At 67.0% G+C, this 16976-nt stretch carries 14 protein-coding genes; 9 read left to right on the top strand and 5 right to left on the bottom strand.

The genetic code is table 11. The annotated features are described in order from the left end of the window. The first annotated feature begins 107 nt into the window (after positions 1–107). The gene (locus ASD55_RS13335; protein ID WP_235577815.1) at positions 108–1118 is read left to right on the top strand and encodes a diguanylate cyclase; all 1011 of its coding nucleotides are present in this window, start codon (positions 108–110) and stop codon (positions 1116–1118) included. 44 nt (positions 1119–1162) lie between these two features. Here the strand turns inward: ASD55_RS13335 and ASD55_RS13330 are convergent, their stop codons facing one another. Together ASD55_RS13330 and ASD55_RS13325 are read right to left on the bottom strand one after the other, a co-directional pair. Next, on the bottom strand, positions 1163–3622 hold the full coding sequence (locus ASD55_RS13330; protein ID WP_056766798.1) for an acyl-CoA dehydrogenase: 2460 nt from the start codon (positions 3620–3622) through the stop codon (positions 1163–1165). Positions 3623–3631: 9 nt separating this feature from the next. Continuing rightward, entirely contained in the window at positions 3632–4537 is a 906-nt protein-coding gene (locus tag ASD55_RS13325; protein WP_056766796.1) for an alpha/beta hydrolase, read from the bottom strand. A gap of 126 nt (positions 4538–4663) precedes the next feature. Between ASD55_RS13325 and ASD55_RS13320 the strand changes: the two genes are divergently transcribed. The 5 genes from ASD55_RS13320 to ASD55_RS13300 all read left to right on the top strand — a co-directional run bounded on the left by ASD55_RS13320 (position 4664) and on the right by ASD55_RS13300 (position 9179). Beyond that, complete coding sequence (locus ASD55_RS13320; protein ID WP_056716244.1) at positions 4664–5242, top strand: TetR/AcrR family transcriptional regulator; 579 nt, start codon at positions 4664–4666, stop codon at positions 5240–5242. 103 nt (positions 5243–5345) lie between these two features. Then, positions 5346–7154 (top strand): phosphoenolpyruvate carboxykinase (GTP), encoded by a 1809-nt coding sequence (locus ASD55_RS13315; RefSeq protein ID WP_255357482.1) that lies wholly within the window; start codon positions 5346–5348, stop codon positions 7152–7154. Between the two features lie 116 nt (positions 7155–7270). Next, the gene (locus ASD55_RS13310) at positions 7271–7816 is read left to right on the top strand and encodes an RNA polymerase sigma factor (RefSeq protein WP_056716249.1); all 546 of its coding nucleotides are present in this window, start codon (positions 7271–7273) and stop codon (positions 7814–7816) included. Then, the gene (locus ASD55_RS13305) at positions 7813–8256 is read left to right on the top strand and encodes a hypothetical protein (RefSeq protein WP_056766793.1); all 444 of its coding nucleotides are present in this window, start codon (positions 7813–7815) and stop codon (positions 8254–8256) included. The genes ASD55_RS13310 and ASD55_RS13305 overlap by 4 nt, the downstream gene beginning before the upstream one ends. Positions 8257–8273: 17 nt before the next feature. Then, complete coding sequence (locus tag ASD55_RS13300) at positions 8274–9179, top strand: DUF4097 family beta strand repeat-containing protein (RefSeq protein ID WP_056766791.1); 906 nt, start codon at positions 8274–8276, stop codon at positions 9177–9179. A 99-nt stretch (positions 9180–9278) separates the two neighbouring features. Here ASD55_RS13300 and ASD55_RS13295 read toward each other — a convergent pair whose 3' ends face one another. Beyond that, positions 9279–10190 carry a hypothetical protein gene (locus ASD55_RS13295; protein WP_056766789.1) on the bottom strand — a complete coding sequence of 304 codons (912 nt, stop codon included), beginning with the start codon at positions 10188–10190 and terminating at the stop codon, positions 9279–9281. 242 nt (positions 10191–10432) lie between these two features. Between ASD55_RS13295 and ASD55_RS13290 the strand changes: the two genes are divergently transcribed. Continuing rightward, a complete protein-coding gene (locus ASD55_RS13290; RefSeq protein WP_056766787.1) occupies positions 10433–13333 on the top strand; it encodes an EAL domain-containing protein in 2901 nt (966 codons plus the stop codon). A gap of 6 nt (positions 13334–13339) precedes the next feature. Here the strand turns inward: ASD55_RS13290 and ASD55_RS13285 are convergent, their stop codons facing one another. After that, on the bottom strand, positions 13340–14239 hold the full coding sequence (locus ASD55_RS13285) for an Hsp33 family molecular chaperone HslO (protein ID WP_082542782.1): 900 nt from the start codon (positions 14237–14239) through the stop codon (positions 13340–13342). An 80-nt stretch (positions 14240–14319) separates the two neighbouring features. Between ASD55_RS13285 and mtgA the strand changes: the two genes are divergently transcribed. Together mtgA and ASD55_RS13275 are read left to right on the top strand one after the other, a co-directional pair. Beyond that, complete coding sequence (gene mtgA, locus ASD55_RS13280; protein ID WP_056766783.1) at positions 14320–15069, top strand: monofunctional biosynthetic peptidoglycan transglycosylase; 750 nt, start codon at positions 14320–14322, stop codon at positions 15067–15069. A 124-nt stretch (positions 15070–15193) separates the two neighbouring features. After that, positions 15194–15622 carry a CBS domain-containing protein gene (locus tag ASD55_RS13275; protein WP_007807618.1) on the top strand — a complete coding sequence of 143 codons (429 nt, stop codon included), beginning with the start codon at positions 15194–15196 and terminating at the stop codon, positions 15620–15622. Positions 15623–15641: 19 nt separating this feature from the next. On the opposite strand, the gene ASD55_RS13270 is transcribed toward ASD55_RS13275, so the two are convergent. After that, a complete protein-coding gene (locus ASD55_RS13270) occupies positions 15642–16907 on the bottom strand; it encodes an MFS transporter (protein WP_056766781.1) in 1266 nt (421 codons plus the stop codon). Between the last annotated feature and the right edge of the window lie 69 nt (positions 16908–16976).

The raw sequence follows: 16976 nt of genomic DNA, 5'->3' as shown, positions 1-16976 counted from the left end.
CAACGGGCGCTGACCTGCAGCGTCGCGTCGGTGGAAGCGGACCGGGTTCACGCCGCAAGACGGCCGCATCGGCTACGGTGGCTTCCCGGAAGCAGGGAGCAGCGGGCATGACCAGCGAATCGATGAAGCCGAAGATCCTGATCGTCGACGACACGCCGGCGAACCTGGTGGCGATGCGCCGCCTGCTCGCGCACAGCGGCGCGCAACTGTTCGAGGCGACCAGCGGCAACCAGGCGCTGGCGCTGTGCCTGGATCACGAGTTCGCGCTGATCCTGCTCGACGTCAACATGCCGGACATGGACGGTTTCGAAGTGGCCAGCCTGCTCGGCGACGCCGAGCACCTCAGCGGGACGCCGATCATCTTCGTCACCGCCGCCTACGCCGACGACATGAACCGGCTCAAGGGCTACCACTCCGGCGCGGTGGATTACATCGCCAAGCCGATCAACGACGTGATCCTGCAGTCCAAGGTGCGCGTGTTCCTGGAGCTCCATTCGGCGCGCATGGAACTGCGCGAGGCGATGGCCGAGCTGGCCGAGCGCAACGAGGAACTGCAACGCGAGATCGCCGAGCGCAAGCTGATCGAAACCATGGTGCGCCACCAGGCCAGCCACGACCCACTGACCGGCCTGCCGAACCGGATCCTGTTCCGCGACCGCCTGCAGGGAGCGATCCAGCGCGCCAACCGGCATCACAGCCGCTTCGCCCTTGCCTGCATCGACATCGACGGCTTCAAGGGCGTCAACGACCGCCACGGCCACGCCGCCGGCGATGCGCTGCTGCAGGAAATCGCCAGCCGCCTGCCCACGCACCTGCGCAGCAACGACACCGTGGCCCGCCTGGGCGGCGACGAATTCGCGCTGGTGCTGGAGGAAATCGACGACCCGCAGATGGCGCTGCAGCTGTGCGAGAAACTCTGCGCCGCGCTGGGCGAGCCCTACAGCCTGCGCATCAACAGCGAGCGGGTCGAGGTGCGCGTCGGCGCCAGCATCGGCGTCGCGCCATACACGCCGAGCGGACACGCCGATGCCGAAGAGCAGCTGATGCACGCGGCGGACAACGCGATGTACGAGGCCAAGCGCAACGGCAAGAACTGCTGCGTGCTGGCAAGGACGTGAAACGGGCCGCGCCACCCGTCAGGTGGCGCGGCGATCCTTCGAACTTACTGGCCGGCCGAATTCTGCGGACGGATCTTGAATGCGCGCAGTTCGTCGGTGTCGAAGTCATCCACCGAGATGAACTCGAACACGCCCTCGCGCACGCGGCGCAGCAAGTCCGTTTCGGCCTCGGAGATCACCCCGGCCTGCTGTGCCTCGGCGAGCTGGCCTAGGTAGTCATGTGACTTGAACTGGCCCGACTTCAGCGCCTTGCCGAACTTGCGGTCGACCGGCTCGGCGGCGATCACGTCGGGCAGCAGCGCCTTCATGCGGCCGATCGTGTTGTTCGCCGTGGGCGTGGTGTAGACCCAGTCGGTGAGGCGATCGAGCGCCTCGTTCGGCGCGGTGAGCAGCGCCGCCACGCGGCGACCCAGCCGATCGGACGGCGGCACTTCGCGACGACCCAGCGGGAACACCAGCACGCGCAGCAGCCACGCCACCGGGCGCACCGGGAAGTTGCGGATCGCGCCATCCAGCGCGTTCTGGATCAGCCACATGCACTGGTGGAAACCCCAGGCCAGGAACGGGCGATCCGCTTCCGGCCGGCCGTTGTCCTCGTACTGCTTGAGCATGGCGCTGGCGATGTACAGGTAGCTGAGCACGTCACCCAGGCGCGCGGACAGCTTCTCCTTGAACTTCAGCTTGCCGCCGAGCACGCCCATGAACACGTCGGCGCACAGCGCCAGCGCGGCGGAGTAACGGTCGAGCTTGCGGTAGTAGCGGCGCGTATAAGCGTCACCTGCGGTCTCGCCGATGCTCGCGCCACTGAGGCCCATCGCCAGGCTGCGCACCGCGTTGGAGATGCCGAATCCGATGTGGCTGAACAGCAGGCGATCGAACACTTTCAGCTGCTCGCCGCGATCGGCGATCGACAGCGCCTGCATTTCCTTCAGCACGTACGGATGGCAGCGGATCGCGCCCTGACCGAAGATCATCAGGCTGCGTGTCATGATGTTGGCGCCTTCCACCGTGATCGCGATCGGCACCGCCGACCAGCCACGCCCGGCATAGTTGCTCGGCCCCAGCTGCACCGCCTTGCCGCCGTGCACGTCCATGGTGTCGCTGGCGATCTGCCGCGCCCATTCGGTGGCGTGGTACTTGGCGATCGCCGACGGCACCGCCGGCTTCTCGCCGCGATCAACCGCGGCCGCGGTGGCGCGCGACAGCGCCGCAGTGGCATAGGTCAGGCCGCCGATGCGCGCCAGCGCCTCCTCGACACCCTCGAAGCGGGCCACGGCCAGGCCAAACTGCTTGCGCATGCGCGCGTACGCGCCGGTGGCCAGCGCCGAGGCGCGCATGCCGCCGGTGGCGTTGGACGGCAGCGAGATCGCGCGACCCACCGACAGGCACTCGACCAGCATGCGCCAGCCGTGGCCGGCCATCTGCGGGCCGCCGATCAGCACCGACAGCGGCGCGAAGACGTCCTTGCCGCGCACCGGTCCGTTCTGGAACGGGACGTTCAGCGGGAAGTGGCGACGGCCGATTTCCAGCCCCGGCGTCGAGCGCGGCAGCAGCGCCAGGGTGATGCCGAGGTCTTCCTTGTCGCCCAACAGGTGCTCCGGGTCGAACATGCGGAAGGCCAGGCCGACTACGGTGGCCACCGGCGCCAGCGTGATGTAGCGCTTGTCGAAGGTGAGCTTGATGCCCAGCGTCTCGACGCCGTCGACGACCTGCTTGCAGACGATGCCGGTGTCCGGGATCGAGGTGGCATCCGAACCGGCGTACGGGCCAGTCAGCGCGAAACACGGGATTTCCTCGCCCACCGCCAGGCGCGGCAGGTAGTGGTTCTTCTGCTCGTCGCTGCCGTAGTGCAGCAGCAGCTCGGCTGGCCCCAGCGAGTTGGGCACCGCCACCGTCGAGGCGACCGTGGCCGACATGCTGTTGAGCTTCTGCAGCACCGCCGAATGCGCCAGCGCGGAGAACTGCAGGCCGCCATACTGCTTCGGGATGATCATGCCGAAGAAGCGGTTCTTCTTGATGAAGTCCCACACGTTCGGCGGCAGGTCGGCCAGCTCGTGGGTGATCTGCCAGTCGTCGATCATGCCGCACAGCTCTTCCACCGGGCCGTCCATGAAGGCCTGCTCCTCCACGCTGAGTTCCGGCCTCGGCTGCTTCAGCAGCTCGTGCCAGTCCGGCTTGCCAGAGAACAGCTCGCCCTCGAAGCCCACCGTGCCCGCTTCCAGCGCGGTCTGCTCGGTCTCGGACAGTTTCGGCGTGACCCTGGCGAACATTTTCAGCAGCGGCGCGCTGACCTGCTTGCGGCGGAAGTCGACCAGCAGCAGCGGTACGGCGATCGCCAGTTCGATGATCAGCAAGATCGCCGTGGTCCACGGCGCATGCACCAGCAGGCCGACCACCAGGGTGGTGACGATGGTGGCGATCGCCCACGTGCGCAGGCTGGTGCGATGGTAGGCGCAGGCGCCGGTGGCAATCAGCGCCGCCAGCAGGGTCAGTAGCACGGACATCTCAACACCTCATTGCGATTGAACGGCGGCGGCGAGCCGGCCGACGGGTAATGAATCAAGACTCTGCACGAAGCGCACGACCTCGCGCGTGAAGGCATCGTTCGCGTCACCGGCCACCATGTGCGTGGCGTGCGGCAACTCGACGTGTTCGGCGTGCGGCACCAGTTGCAGGAACTCGTCGACCGTGGCGCGCGACACCACGTCGCTGCGGGCGCCGGACAGCAGCATCACGGGCACGGAAATCTTCATCGCGGCGGCCTGCAGGCGCGGCTGGTAGCGCTCGCTTTCCTGCACCAGGTCGCCCGCCAGCAGGGCCGGGTCCCAGTGCCAGCGCAGCCGGCCGTCGACGCCATCGCGCAACAACGGGCGCAGCTGCTGTTCGCTCTTGCGCTCGCGTCGCTGCGGCAGGTACGCGGCGATCTGCTCGGCCGCGTCGGCGTAGTTGTCGAAGCCGTCCGGGTGCGCCTGCATGAAGGCCAGGATGCGTTCCACGCCGGCGGTTTCCCAGCGCGGGGTGATGTCGACCAGCACCAGGGCGCGAAACGGCGAAGGATGGATCTCGCCAGCCAGCACCATGCCGAGCAGGCCGCCCATCGACGCGCCCACCAGGATCGGCGGCTGCGGTTGTGCATGGGCCAGGCGCAGCAGGTCATCGGCGAACTGGTCCATGTGATAGCCGACACCGTGGGGAACCCGGTCGCTTTCGCCATGACCACGGCTGTCGAATGTCACGCAGCGACAGCCCGCATCGGCCAGCGCCGTCGCCGCGCCCGTCCAGGCATGGCGGGTCTGGCCGAAGCCATGGGCAAACAGCAGGCCGGGATCGCCATCGGCATGGCGTGTCTCCACCGCCAGATCCAGGTCGGCGACGGAGAAGCGGGAGCGGGCAGCGGGGTGGCGATCACTCTGAACCATACGTAAGAGTATGGATTGCCTCGACGAACCTCGTCAACCGTGCCGCCAGCGCGAGTTGGTCGCCGCGCGCCCGGGTTCGGCGCCCACACACATTACAAATGCACGGCGTCTGGCTACCATACGGACATGAATGTCAGCAGCAAGCCAGAACGTACCCGGCTGTCAGCCGAAGATTGGGAACTTGCCGCCCTGCAGCTGATCGCCGAGCAGGGCGTGGGCGCGCTGGCGGTGGAGGCTCTCGCCCGCCAGCTCGGCGTCACCAAGGGCAGTTTCTACTGGCATTTCCGCACCCGTGAAGCGCTGCTGCATGCGGCGCTGGAACGCTGGGAACAGTACGGCGAGCGCGAGGTGCTGGGCCAGATCGAACAGATCAGCGACCCGCGCAAGCGTCTGCCTGAACTGTTCCGCCGGGTTGCCCACGAATTGCAGCCGCACCGCGTGTATGCCGCGTTGCTGAAGGCGCTGGATCACCCCCAGGTGGTACCGGTGATGGCGCGCGTGTCGCAGCGGCGGATGGAGTTCCTCAACACGGCCTACCGCGAGTCCGGCCTGCCGCCGCCGCAGGCCTTGAACCGGGCCCGGCTGACTTACGCCGCCTATGTCGGTTTCCTGCAGCTCAACTTCACCCTGGGGCTGCCGCGGCTGAACCTGGAGGAGTTCGACGCCTATGTCGAACACATGATCGCGACCCTGATTCCGGCCTGAACAGGAAGCCGCGGAAAGCCCCGAACGGCGCCATCTGGCGCCGTTTTTGTTGCATGAAACCTTGCAATACCAGTGCCTGCAAACTACCGTTTCAGATCACTTTTTGAAAAAACCTCAAGAGGACACGATGGCCAGCAAGCTGGAAGCGCTCGCGCAGTGGGTCGATGAAGTTGCCGCCCTGACCCGCCCCGCGGAGATTCACTGGTGCGACGGCTCGGATGCCGAATATCAATCCCTGGTGCAGCAGATGCTGGCCGACGGCACGCTGATCGAGCTGAACCAGCAAACCCATCCAGGCTGCTACCTGCATCGCTCCCACCCCAAGGACGTGGCTCGCGTCGAGCACCTCACCCTGGTCTGCCACCCGAACCAGGAAGACGCCGGCCCGAACAACCACTGGATGGACCCGGCCGAGGCGCACGCGAAGATCGACGCCCTGTTCGACGGCTGCATGGCAGGCCGCACCATGTACGTGATCCCGTACTGCATGGGCCCGATCGACTCGCCGCTGTCGCGCTGCGGCGTGGAGATCACCGACAGCCCGTACGTGGTCGCCAACATGAAGATCATGACCCGCATGGGCGCCGCCGCGCAGGCGCGCATCGAGCGCGAGGGCAGCTTCGTCAAGGGCCTGCACTCGAAGGGTGAACTCGACCCCGAGCGTCGCTGGATCATGCATTTCCCGGCCGAGCTGTCGATCAAGTCCTACGGCTCGGGCTACGGCGGCAACGCCCTGCTGGGCAAGAAGTGCCACGCACTGCGCATCGCCTCGAACCAGGCCCGCACGGAAGGCTGGCTGGCCGAGCACATGCTGATCGTGGGCATCGAGAACCCGCGGGGCGAAACGCACTACGTCGCCGCCGCGTTCCCCTCCGCCTGCGGCAAGACCAACCTCGCCATGCTGATTCCGCCGGAAGGCTACCGCCAAGCCGGCTGGAAGGTGTGGACCGTGGGCGACGACATCTGCTGGATGCGTCCCGGGGCGGATGGACGGCTATATGCGATCAACCCGGAAGCGGGTTTCTTCGGCGTGGCGCCGGGCACCAGCAACGCCACCAACCCGAATGCGCTGAAGAGCATTTCGCACGACACCATCTTCACCAACGTGGCCGTCACCGCCGACAACCAGCCGTGGTGGGAAGGCCTGCCCGGCACGCCGGTCACCGACTGGCAGGGGCGTCCGCATGACCCGGCCAATGGCCCGGCCGCGCATCCCAACTCCCGCTTCACGGTCAGCGCGAAGCAATGCCCGACCTGGTCGGAAATGGCCGAGGCGCCCCAGGGCGTGCCGATCAGCGCGATCGTGTTCGGCGGTCGTCGCCCCTCGCTGCTGCCGCTGGTGATGGAATCGCGCGACTGGACGCACGGCGTGCTGATGGGCGCCGCAATGGGTTCGGAAACCACCGCCGCCGCCACCGGCGCGGTCGGCGTGCTGCGCCGCGACTCGATGGCGATGAAGCCGTTTGCCGGCTATCACTACGGTGACTATTTCGCGCACTGGCTGTCGTTCGACCAGCCAGGCGCGAAGCTGCCGAAGGTGTTCCACGTCAACTGGTTCCGCAAGGGCGCCGACGGCAAGTTCCTGTGGCCAGGCTTCGGCGACAACCTGCGCGTGCTGGAATGGATGATCGATCGCGCCGAAGGTCGGGTCAGCGGTGTGGAGACGCCGATCGGCATCCTGCCGGCCGAGGGCGAGCTGAAGCTGGACGGCCTCAAGCTCGACCAGGCGCAACTGGACGAACTGCTCGACGTGGACCAGGCCGGCTGGCAGGCCGAACTGGCCGCCATCGGCGACTACCTGCAGACCTTCGCCCCGCGCCTGCCCGAGTCGTTGCAGCGGGAGCAGCAGCGGGTTGCCGACGCACTGGACAGCGCCGCTGACCAGCCGCGCCGCGAAGCAGCGGCGTCCTGAACTGACCGATCGCGGGCGGGCCGCCACGGCCTGCCCGCGCGGCTTCAAACCCTTTCGCGCGGTGGCGCATCCAAGCTGGCAAGATGAACGCCGCCTGCCCCGCTCTCGGAAGCACCATGTCGCCTGCCCCAGCGGGAACCAACGACAGCGATGACGTGCGCGCCGCGGCTGCCGGCGACCGCCGCGCGTTTCAACGGCTGTACCAGTTGCACGTGGGGCGGGTGCACGGCGCGGTATACCGGCTCGCCGGCTACGACCATGCGCGCGCCGAGGATCTCACCCAGGATGCCTTCATCCGCGCGTGGCAGAAACTGCCAGGCTTCCGCCATGAAAGCGCGTTCGGCACCTGGTTGTACCGGCTGGCGGTGAACGTGGCGCTGATGGACATCCGCGCCCGCGGCGCCGATCCGGTCAGCATGATGGACGAGGAAGACCTGCCCGACGCCGGCAGCACGCCGTTCTGCGCCGCCGAGCGCGAGGAGCTGGAACATGCCGTGGGCAAGCTGCCGCCGCGGGCCCGTGCGGTGCTGGTGCTGCACGACGTCGAAGGCTGGAAGCACGAGGAAATCGGTGCCGAACTGGGCATGGCGGTGGGCACCTCGAAGGCGCAGTTGCACCGCGCCCGCGGCCTGCTGCGCAAGGTATTGGGAGAAAGCTCATGAATGAATTCGAATGGCGTCGACAGATGCGCGAACTGCGCCAGCCGGTGTCGCCATCGCGCGACCTCTGGGCGGGCATCGACTCGGCGCTCGATCAGGCCGAACACCGCGAAGGAAGCGCAGGCAGCCATGCCCTCGCGCATCGGCGACGCTGGCTGTTCGGCGCGGCACTCGCCGCATCGCTGCTGCTGGCCGCCGGCATCGGCTGGCACGCCACCCGCGGCCCGGCCGACATCGTCACCACCCGGGTCGCCACGAATACCACCTCGTGGAAGCCGTCCGACCCACGGCTCAGCGGCGCCGCCATCGAACTGGATGCCGCCCGCATGGAACTGCAACTGGCGATCCGGCAGGCGCCTGACTCGCTCGCGCTGCAACGTCTGCTCGGCCGCACCGAACAGCAACAATCCCAACTTCGCCAACTGGCCAACCAGTCCGGCTGATACATCAAGGAACAAGCATGAAAACCGCACGCTATCTTCCGTTGCTGCTGTGCTTCTGCATCGGCCAGGCCCTGGCCGACACGCCGATCAACCTGCACCACGATGCCTCGGCTAACGCCAGGGTCAGCATCAGCAATGTCGCCGGCACGGTGAACGTGATCGCCTGGGATCGCAATGAGGTGCAGGTCAGCGGCCGCCTCGGCGAGGGCGCCAAGCCATTGGCGATCACCGGCAGCAAGGACCACCTGGAAATCAAGGTGGAACCCAAGGGAAGCTCCGGCGGCTGGTTCAACTGGGGCGGCGACAACAACATGTCCGCCACCACGCTGGAACTGCACGTGCCCAGGGCCGCCTCGCTCGAGGTCGACGTGATCAGCGCACCGCTGGTGATCGACGGCATGGACGGCGGCAGCATCGAGGTCAACACCGTGAGTGGCAAGGCGCGCATCAATGCCCGCACGCCCTCGCTGACGGTGGACAGCGTCAGCGGCGGCATCGAGCAGGCCGGGCATGCGGACAAGGTCGAACTGCAGACCGTCAGCGGCGACATCCTTGCTCCCTCGCTCGGCAACCAGGTCGAGCTGCAAACCATCTCCGGACGCATCCAGGCCAGCGGGGGCCCGTGGCAGAAACTCACGCTCAGCACCGTGTCGGGCAATGTGCAATTGAACGGCGGGCTGACCGCCGGCGGCAGCATCGATATCGACAGCATGAGCGGCGACGTGCAGCTGCAGGTCCCCGCCAGCACGGACGCCAGCCTGCACGCCACCAGCTTCAGCGGCAATCTGCGCAGCGACTTCGGCACGGCGACGCAGCCCGAACACGGCCCGGGCAGTTCGCTCGATGCCCGCCTGGGCAACGGCCAGGGCAAGATCAACGTCGAGACCTTCAGCGGTGACCTGCGCGTGCGTCGGCAGGACTGAACAGGCCGGGCGTGGCCCAGCCCGCCACGCCCACATGAAAACGCCGTCGCGCAAGCGACGGCGTTTCTGTTCTGGCTGCGACGAGCGCTGCCGCGCCGCTCAGAGATCCTGGTGGTACTGCACGTACGGCGTACGCGACTGGTCCGGCTCGGGACCCACCGGCGTGTTGGCCGGCGTACCGGAGGACCACAGGTTCTGCGCGCCGACGCTCAGCGAGCCGCGCCACGGCAGGCGCCAGGTCACGCCCAGATCGATGCTGTTCCAGCGGCGATCGGCGTTGAGGTCGCCGGGAATGGCCACTTGCGGCTGCATCGTGCGACCCGTCAGCACACCGCTCAACGAGCCGTGGTCGACACCGAAACTCAGCACCTTCTGGTCCAGCGTATCGACGCCGAGCAGATTGCCGGGAAGCAGGTGGATGCGGCCGACGCTGGCACCCAGATCGATGCCACTCTTGCTGCCCAGTGCGAGCCGGCCGCGGGCATTGAGCTGCGCGCTGTTGTCAAAACTGGAAAGGCCATCCACGCCCGGCGCCGCGCCCGGCAGGACGCGCGGCAACACATTGCCCGCGTTCGGTGCGCTGTTGGTGCCCACGCTGACGCCCACGCTGTAGCGGCCGGTCGCATAGGTGGCGCCCACTTCGCTGCCGCGCAGACGCTGCCCCGGATGGGTCCAGGAAAGCTCGCTCACCTCGGCATGCGCCTGCAAGCGGGGGCCGAGGCCGTATTCCACGCCGGTGCTGGTCACACTGGAGCCGTCCAGCACACGCAAGGCCAGCGGAGAATGACTGGCCATGGTTTCGGCCGTGCTGCTGCGATCGGTCTTCAGCGACAGCACGTGGCCATCGGCCGTGCGCCACAGCGGCACCAGCATGCCCGCTTCCGCCTGGGTGGCGGAGGCCGCCGGCTGCGCCAGCAGATCATCGGCCATCCTGTTGTCGGCACCCACGGACTGACCGGCCGCGGCAAGCGGCAACGCAACGGTCAGCAGGAGGGCGGAGAGGCGGCGCATGGTCGGAAACCGGTAACTCACTCGAGCGAAAGCGTGATTGGGTGCAAGTGTACCCCGTTTTACGTTTTACTAACACCCTGAAAAGCTGCCGAAACGCACATATTGGGACTCGGCGAGGACATTCGACCCCTGACCCGCGCCGGGGTTCCCCGGCTCGGCGCTAGCGGCGAAGCGGGCTTACACGATATAAAGGCGTGTCGTCCCGGCTCAACCAGGTCGTCCCGGAAGCAGCCTTTAGCCTCATGAGCGCCACACCGACGATCCGCCCCTCTTCGTCACCACCGGTGTCGCGAGACGCTGCGGCCCTGCACGCGGCGGTCGAACGCCTGTTCGAGGCGGCGGATGCCGCCGGCGTGATGGAGATTTGCGAGCTGGTGCTGACCCATTTCGGTGTCCAGGGACATCTGCGCTGGCGGCGGCGGGACGAACAGGTCGCGCACCTGGCCGGCCAGCTGGACCTCGCCGAAGATCCGCAAGGTTCGCGCACCCTGATCCTGGAATGGGCCGACCTGCCGCTGGCCGATGTCACGCGCGACCAGTTGGAGTGGCTGGGTCGGCTGGCCGACATCCGCCTGCGCCAGCTTGCCGAAACCAGCCGCCTGTACGAGGCCATTTCGCGCCTGGCCCTGGCCGAGCGCCTGCAACGCGCGCTCTACGCCATCGCCGAACAGGCCGGCGCAGGGCACGACATGCCCGAGATGATGCGCTCGCTGCATGCCATCGTCAGCAGCCTGATGTACGCGGAAAACTTCTACATCGTGCTGTACGACGCGGCGACCGACACGGTCCGCTTCCCCTATTACGTCGACATCGCCGACACCGATCCGCCGCCGCCGGACCAGAGCGTGCCGATGCACGAGCTGCTGCACAGCCTGACCTGGAACCTGTTGCAGGAAGGCCGGCCGCTGATGGGTTCCATCGACGAACTGAGGCAGCAGTTCGGCGACCGCTTCGTGCTGGTCGGCCCCAGCTGCGAGCACTGGCTCGGTGCCCCGCTGCTGCGTGCCGGTCGCGTGGTCGGCGGCATCGTGATGCAGAGCTACCGGCCGGATACGCATTATTCGCGGCACGACCTGGACCTGCTCAACTACGTAGCCCAGCACGTGCAGACGGCGCTGGAGCGACGCGAGGCGCACATCGAACTGGGCCGCCGCGTCACCGACCGCACGGCGGCGCTGCGCGAGGCCAACCGTGTGCTGCGCCAGCAGGTGCTGCAGCGGCAGCGCGGGGAACGCCTGCAGGCGGCGCTGTTCCGCATCGCGGAACTGGCCAACACCGCCGAAAGCCTGGAGAAGTTCTACGCCGCAACCCACCAGGTGATCAGCGGCCTGCTGTACGCGCGCAATTTCTACATCGCCCTGGTCGATGAGGAAAGCGGGCAGCTCACCTTCCCGTATTCGGTGGACGACATCGACAACGTGCGCCCACCACGGGCGCATGGTCGCGGCGCGACGGAATACGTGCTGCGCCACGCGAAGCCGCTGCTGGCATCGCCGGCCGAGATCGAGCGACTCAGCGCGCTCGGCGAGATCAGCCATTTCGGCACCCGCTCGGTGTGCTGGCTTGGCGTGCCGCTGATCTGGGGCGGCAAGGCGACCGGCGTGCTGGCGCTGCAAAGCTACTCGCCCGAACACACCTACAACGAGCGCGACCAGGAACTGCTGACCTTCGTCAGCTACCACATCGCCAACGCGCTGCAACGCAAGCAGGCGGCAACCTCGCTGAAGCAGGCCTACGCCGGGCTGGAACGCCGCGTCACCGAGCGTACCCGCGCCCTTGCACTGGCCAATCGCGACCTGCGTGAACAGATCGCCGAGCGCGAGCGCGTCGAGCGCCGGCTGAAGTACGAGACGCTGCACGACTCGCTGACCGGCCTGCCGAACCGCACCCTGCTGCTGCAGCGCCTCGAACAGGCAATGCAGCGCTACATCGCCAGTCCGAACGAACAGTTCGCGGTGCTGTTCATCGATCTGGACCGCTTCAAGGTGATCAACGATTCGGTCGGGCACCTGGTCGGCGACGACCTGCTGTTCCAGGTGGGTGGCCGGATTCGCGCCTGCCTGAAAACGCGCGACGTGGTGGCGCGGCTGGGCGGCGACGAGTTCGCCGTGCTGCTGGAGGGCATCGTGGACACCGCCAAGCCGATGCTGATCGCCGATCGCATCATCAGCGAACTGCAGACGCCGTTCCGGCTCGGCACCAAGGAGATCTTCACCTCGGCATCGATCGGCATCGCACTGTCCAGCCCGCATTACCGCCAGCCCGAGGAGCTGCTGCGCGACGCCGACGCGGCGATGTACAACGCGAAGGATGGCGGCCGTCACCGCGCGGCGATGTTCGACGACCGCCTGCGCCGCGAGGCGCTGTCGCTGCTGGACATGGAAAGCGACCTGCGCCACGCGCTCAGCCGCAACGAATTCGAGCCGTTCTATCAGCCGATCGTGGAACTCTCCGACGGGCGCGTCACCGGTTACGAGGCGCTGCTGCGCTGGCATCATCCCGAACGCGGCCTGCTGTCGCCGGGCGATTTCCTGCTGATCGCCGAGGAATGCGGCTGCGCCGAGGCAATCGACTGGCAGATCTTCGAGCAGGTGTGCACCCAGGCCGTGCGCCTGATCGGCACCGAAGGCTTCATCAGCATCAACGTGTCCGGCCGGCACTTCCGGGTGGCCGATCTCGACCAGCGCCTGCTGGCGCTGTTCAACCAGTACGCCGTGCCCACCCGCTGCATCCGCATCGAGGTCACCGAGCATGCGCTGCTGGAGAATCCGACCCAGGTCAAGCAGATGCTGCAGAACCTGCGCAGCCACGGCGTCGGCATCGCGCTGGACGACTTCGGCACCGGCTATTCCTCGCTCAGCTATCTCCACCAGTATCCGTTCGAGACGCTGAAGATCGATCGCTCCTTCATCACCGAGCTGCCGCCGGACGACACCGAAACCCAGGGCCTGGCACTGGTGCGCGCGATCCAGGTGCTGGCCGACTCGCTGCAGATGAAGGTGATCGCCGAAGGCATCGAGGAAGAGTCGCAACGCCAGGCGCTGATGCGCGTGGGTTGCCGCTACGGCCAGGGATTCCTGTTCGCCCGGCCGCAACCGGCCAGTACGTGGCTCAGTGCGGACAAGCCCCTGCTGCTGGCCTGAAGCAGTTCACTGGGCGGTATCCGGCGCCGCCGGCGCCGCACTTTCACTGAGCAGATGCTCGGCATCGATGCGGTCGAAGTGGTAGCGCTGCGCACAAAACTCGCAGATCACCTCGATCTCGTTGTCGCGGGCCAGCAGGGCCGCTTCCACTTCCTCGCGACCCAGCGAACGCAGCATCGCCGTCACCCGTTCGCGGCTGCAGCTGCACCCGAATGCCAGTGGCCGGGGTTCGAACAGGCGCACCGACTCCTCGTGATAGAGGCGGTACAGCAGCTGCTCCGGCGCAACGCCCAGCAACTCCTCCACGCCCAGGGTCGCGGTGAGCTGCCGCACGCGGTTCCACGCATCCTCGTCGTGCACGGCGTCGATGCCACCCTCACCGGGCATCTTCTGCAGCATCAGCCCGACGGCGTGTTCGCCATCGGCGACCAGCACGATGCGCGCCGGCAACTGTTCGGACTTCACGAAATAGTCTTCCAGCGAATCGGCCAGACCGGCGTGCCGCAATTCGACCAGGCCCTGGTAACGCTGGCCGCGATCCACGTTGCCGATGGTGATCGCCATGATCGCGTCGGACAATGCGTCCAGTGCCAGCGGAGCAGGCAGGGGTTCGTTCCAGCGTGCCAGTCCGCGCAGGTGTCCCTGATCGTTGCACTCGGCAAACAGCAGGCGCAGCGCGCCGGAGCTCTTCAGTTCCAGCGACAGCGCGCCATCGAGCTTGATGTTGCCGGTAAGCAGCGCGCTGGCCGCCAGCGCCTCGCCAAGCAGGCTGCGTAATGGCAGCGGATACTCCGCGCGCGTGGCCACTTCGCGCCAGGCCGGTCCGAGCCGGACCAGCGCCCCGCGCACGCCGGCGCGTTCCAGCAGGAAGCGATGCAACACGTCTTCGACAGGCAGGTTTTCCACAGGCGGTGATTCCGTTTCGATTCAATCGGCCGAGATGGGGTCGCCATGGCGCCCGCACAACGCCCCTTATACTGCCAGTCATGCCCGCCTTGTTCAGCCATCCCCTGCTTCGTCGCCTGCTGCGATCGCTCGCCATTCTGCTGCTCGGCTGGCTGGCGCTGAGCTGGCTGCTGGTGCTGGTGCTGCGCTTCGTGCCGCCATGGACCTCGGCCGTCATGCTGGAACGGCAGCTCGGTGCCCTGATCCATGGCGAGAAGGACTTCCACCTGCGCCATCACTGGGTGCCGTGGAGGCAGGTTTCGCCATGGGTGCCGCTGGCGATGGTAGCCGGCGAGGACCAGAAGTTTCCCTATCACCACGGCTTCGACCTCGACTCGATCCAGGACGCCCTCGATGCCGCCGATGACGGCAAGCGCCTGCGCGGCGCCAGCACGATCAGCCAGCAGACCGCCAAGAACCTGTTCCTGTGGAATGGCCGCAGCTTCGTGCGCAAGGGGCTTGAGGCGTACTTCACCGTGCTGATCGAGCTGACCTGGCCCAAGCAGCGCATCCTCGAGGTGTACGTGAACATCGCCGAGTTCGGTGATGGCGTCTACGGTGTCGGTGCCGCCAGCGATGTCTATTTCCACACTACGCCGGCACGACTGGGGCCGGCCCAGGCCGCGCGCCTGGCTGCGGTCCTGCCCAGCCCTCGCCGCATGCACGCGGACCGGCCAAGCGCCTACGTGCAACGCCGGACGAACTGGATCCAGCAACAGATGATGCAGCTGGGCGGAACCGGCTACGTCGAGGGCCAGGCCCCTGCACATCCGCCACGCCGGGGCCGCTGAATCCGGCGGCGGCCACGGGCTTCCTGCTGCGCGCCGCGATTCACAACTTCACTACACGCGCGAACGAAGGCGGCGCTAGACTCGGCACCGGACAGCCCGTCCGTAGCCGAATGGGGATCCGCGCATGAGTCAGGTCAAACATCTGCTGCAAGGCAAGGGCAATGCGATCTACCGCGTTGCACCGGAAACCCCCGTACTCGAAGCGATCAAGCACATGGCCGAACATCGCGTCGGCGCGCTGCTGGTGATGCATGGCGAGAAGCTGGTCGGCGTGATGTCCGAGCGCGACTACGCGCGCAAGGTGATCCTGCAGGGCCGCTCCTCTTCGCAGACCGCGGTGTCCGACATCATGACCGGCACCCCGCTCACCGTCGGCCCCGACACCGACGTATTCGACTGCATGCGCCTGTGCACCGACAGCCGCATCCGCCACCTGCCGGTGGTCGAAGGCGACACGGTGGTCGGGGTGATCTCCATCGGTGACCTGGTCAAGGCGGTGATCGATGCGCAGGCCGAGCAGATCGAGCATCTGGAGCGCTACATCACCAGCTGAGATTCGGGAGAGCACCGCCTCAAAGCGATGCTTTCGCATCCGCGTTCGCGCGCACTTTTTCTTCCGGCTCCAGGTCGGGCGACCAGCCCGCACGGCGGGACACCAGCGTCGCCAGCGCCGCCACACCCGCGCCGGCGAGGGCCAGTCCGCCGATGCCCCAGCCCAGCATTCGCAACCAGCTCACCGCGCTGGTCACCACCAGGTCGCCGAAGCGCCACACCGCGGTTTCGACGAAGTTCTTGCCCTTGTAGCGCATCTCGCGGGGCACCCGCGTATACAACGCATCCACCGCGGGCTTGGTCATGCCATAGGCAAAGCCGCGCGTGATCACCAGCATCACCGCCAGCAGCAAGGGCACGCTGTAGCCGAAGAACGAAACGCTGCCGCTGCCGATCAGCGCCACCGCAGCGAGCAAAACCAGATTCACCAGCGACGGCACGACCAGCCCCCAGCCGGCGCCGCGACGCACCAGCAGCCACGGCGTGATGCTCAGCTGCAAGGCTGCGCCAAGCAGGTTGGTGGCCAGATCCAGATTGTTGTAGAACGCCGTACGCGCCACGGCATCGGCGAAATTCGCCTTGGCGTAATCGGCCACCATCGCATACGCCAGCGTGCCGATGCCGTCACCAAACAGCATCAGCAAGGCCATGTAGCGCAGGAAGGGATGCGACCACAGCTGCTTGATTCCGGCCCACAACGAGCCGCCGATCACCTCGTCGCCCCGGCTGCCGGGCTGCCGATCGTGATTGGCGGAAAGACGCAGCAACAGGATCATCGACGCGGTCAACGATACCGACGACACCAGCAGCAGTGGCGCGACGCCGATCAGGTGCACCAGCAGCTTGGTCACCAGCGGCCCGAAGATCGCACCGGCCATGCCCCCCAGCGCGATCAGCGAGAACACGCGCCGCGCCTGGCCGCTGGAGAAGATGTCCGCCATGAAGCTCCAGAACAGCGACACCACGAACAGGTTGAACACGCTGACCCAGACGAAGAACACCACGCCCAGTTCGCGCGCACCGATCCGGTCCTGCGCCATGAAGGCCGGCACGAACCCGAGCAGGCACACGATGAAGAAGCTGTAGCTCCAGCCCAGCAGCTGGCGACGCGGGAAGCGCGCCACCAGGGCACCGAACAGCGGCGTCATCAGCAGCATCACCACGAACACCGCGCCGTAGAACAACGGCAGCGACTGCGAGCCGACCGCGCCGCTCAACTGGTCACGCACCGGCCGGATGATGTAATACGAAGTCATCACGAAGAAGAACGCCAATGCGGAGAGCATCGGCGCTGCAGCTTGTTTCACCATGGTCCGACGATACAGACTCACTTCGCACATCCGGCGTGGGGCGCG

It is taken from the genome of Rhodanobacter sp. Root561 (genome assembly GCF_001427365.1).
Lineage (GTDB): Bacteria > Pseudomonadota > Gammaproteobacteria > Xanthomonadales > Rhodanobacteraceae > Rhodanobacter.
This window is presented reverse-complemented; position numbering and strand designations above follow the sequence as displayed.

Coding starts and splice junctions, on each gene's coding strand:
- ASD55_RS13335 (WP_235577815.1), top strand. CDS start 108: ATGACCAGCGAATCGATGAAGCCGAAGATCCTGATCGTCGACGACACG.
- ASD55_RS13275 (WP_007807618.1), top strand. CDS start 15,194: ATGAGTCAGGTCAAACATCTGCTGCAAGGCAAGGGCAATGCGATCTAC.
- ASD55_RS13295 (WP_056766789.1), bottom strand. CDS start 10,190: ATGCGCCGCCTCTCCGCCCTCCTGCTGACCGTTGCGTTGCCGCTTGCC.
- ASD55_RS13270 (WP_056766781.1), bottom strand. CDS start 16,907: ATGCTCTCCGCATTGGCGTTCTTCTTCGTGATGACTTCGTATTACATC.
- ASD55_RS13305 (WP_056766793.1), top strand. CDS start 7,813: ATGAATGAATTCGAATGGCGTCGACAGATGCGCGAACTGCGCCAGCCG.
- ASD55_RS13310 (WP_056716249.1), top strand. CDS start 7,271: ATGTCGCCTGCCCCAGCGGGAACCAACGACAGCGATGACGTGCGCGCC.
- ASD55_RS13300 (WP_056766791.1), top strand. CDS start 8,274: ATGAAAACCGCACGCTATCTTCCGTTGCTGCTGTGCTTCTGCATCGGC.
- ASD55_RS13320 (WP_056716244.1), top strand. CDS start 4,664: ATGAATGTCAGCAGCAAGCCAGAACGTACCCGGCTGTCAGCCGAAGAT.
- mtgA (WP_056766783.1), top strand. CDS start 14,320: ATGCCCGCCTTGTTCAGCCATCCCCTGCTTCGTCGCCTGCTGCGATCG.
- ASD55_RS13325 (WP_056766796.1), bottom strand. CDS start 4,537: ATGGTTCAGAGTGATCGCCACCCCGCTGCCCGCTCCCGCTTCTCCGTC.
- ASD55_RS13290 (WP_056766787.1), top strand. CDS start 10,433: ATGAGCGCCACACCGACGATCCGCCCCTCTTCGTCACCACCGGTGTCG.
- ASD55_RS13330 (WP_056766798.1), bottom strand. CDS start 3,622: ATGTCCGTGCTACTGACCCTGCTGGCGGCGCTGATTGCCACCGGCGCC.